Raw genomic sequence first — 1906 nt, 5'->3', positions numbered from 1 at the left:
GCGGTGTTGCGCAGGATGGTCATCAACCAGGCCCGGGGGTGGGCCCCGTCGAACCGATGGACGGCCCGGTAGGCGCGAATCAGGGTGTCCTGGACGAGGTCCTCCGCGTCGGCGAGCTGTCCTGTCATCCCTGAAGGAGCGGGGCCGGTCAACCCACTTGTTCGCGCAGTTGATCTTCTTTTCGTTGGTTCTCCGCCTGTTGTTGGGCGCGTCGAGGTAGGCGGCGGTGTCCAGGAGCGCCCGGAGGGCGCCCGCGCAGCGGCCGTAGGTCCTTGACGCCGACGCCGGTCGGCGCACGATCTTCGAGGCGGAGGAGAGTGGATGTTCGCGGCTCCGGGGGGCTCGAGCCGGGGGTGTGTCGAGTGCTGCTCCAGGGCCGGGTTCCCGGCTGGTGGACAGGCCCGTGAAAGGGGCTGTCGGTCATCCCTTCGCCGCGCTGGTGGCCGGCATGGTGCGCTGCGACAGGTTCGCGGTGGGCGAGATCAATCAGTCGGGGCGATCGCGCTGAGCCGGCCGGCTGTCGGCTCGTGGATCATGACACGCACGGTCTGCGCCCGCCGCGAGGTCCGGCCGCCGCTCACGCCGCTCACGCCGCTCGGGCGGGCAGGCAGCGGATGTGGTGATCACGCAGCCCGTAGAACACCAGCACGGTCAGCTCCCGGGCCGCGGCGACGGCGCCGATGTTGCGGCTGCCGCGCCGCGCGCCGACCCGGTCGCGGATCTGCCCGAGCCGGGTATGGGCGGGCACGCGTTGCACCGCCTCGATCGCGGCCCAGCGCACCAGGCGGGAGCCCTGCTTGGTGATCCGGCCGCGATGCACGGTGGTGTCGGACTCGTGATGTTTCGGGGTCAGCCCGGCCCAGCAGGCCAGCTGCTGGGGGCGGTGGAAGCGGGTGATGTCACCGATCTCGGCGACGAACACCGCCGCGAGCAGCGGACCGACCCCGGGAATGGCCTGGATCGCCCGATAGCCCGGGTCGCCGCGCAGTCGCCCGGCGACCAGATTGGCGAAGGTGTCGATCTCGAAGTCCAGCGCGTTGATCACCCGCAGCAGCGAGTCGACCCGGGAACGCGACTCGACCGCCAGCCGGGACGCGGCGAGCAACTGCTGCCCGCCCACGCCGAACAGATCACTCATCGGCACCTGCACCCCGGCGCCGGCGAGCACGGCGTGGACCTGGCATTTCAGGTTCGAGCGCAGCCCGACCAGCTTCGCGCGGTGCCGCACCCAGCCACGCAGCTCCCGCGTCGCCGGCGGGGCGATCCAGGCCTCCGGTAGCCGCCCCATCCGCAGCAGGTCGGCCAGGTCCGCGGCGTCGCGCTCGTCGTTCTTCACCCGCCGATAGGAGAACATCTTCACCCCCAACGGATGCGCCAGATGCACGGTCGCGCCCAGCTCGGCGAGGGTGTCCGCCGCCCAGTACCACCCGTAGGTCGCCTCCAGCACCACGTCCGGTGCCTCACCGGCGCGGGTCATCACCTCGCGCAGGTACTCCGGGTCGTTGGAGATCCGCACCGTCTCCAACCGCTGCCCGGACTCGGTCATCCGCACCAGCACCGACCGGCACCGATGCAGATCCATCCCCACGATCTGCCGACCCTCGTACTGTTCGCTCACAGGGGCCTCCTCAAATCGATGGCGTGAGCACCCCGAGCATGAGCGGGGGTCACGAGGAGCGGAGGCCCCGCTCCTTCATCGCATCAGTCCTCGGGCGGCCGCGAGCAACGCCGGGATGTGTGCCACTACGTGGTGGCGGAACATCTCGTCGCGCTGACACGGGGAGAGCTCCTTGGAGCTCATCGAGACCGGACCCCTCGCATCCCTAGGAGCGGGCCGTGTTGCGGGTGCTGAGTCCGCACTCGGCGGGCGGCCACGGCCGGCAGCGCCGATGCCGCGAGCATCGAC

2 protein-coding genes are annotated in these 1906 nt (G+C 70.9%); both read right to left on the bottom strand.

The annotated features are described in order from the left end of the window. A partial coding sequence (locus KME75_RS41200; protein ID WP_281424909.1) for a sigma factor occupies window positions 1-128 on the bottom strand: 128 nt, incomplete at its 3' end. A gap of 458 nt (window positions 129-586) precedes the next feature. Beyond that, a complete protein-coding gene (locus KME75_RS41195; RefSeq protein ID WP_219420409.1) occupies window positions 587-1618 on the bottom strand; it encodes an IS110 family RNA-guided transposase in 1032 nt (343 codons plus the stop codon). Window positions 1619-1906 lie beyond the last annotated feature (288 nt).

The organism is Pseudonocardia nigra, from assembly GCF_019396355.1.
GTDB classification, from domain to species: domain Bacteria; phylum Actinomycetota; class Actinomycetes; order Mycobacteriales; family Pseudonocardiaceae; genus Pseudonocardia; species Pseudonocardia nigra.
The sequence above is the reverse complement of the archived record's forward strand: the minus strand, read 5'-3'. Positions and strand labels throughout refer to the sequence as shown.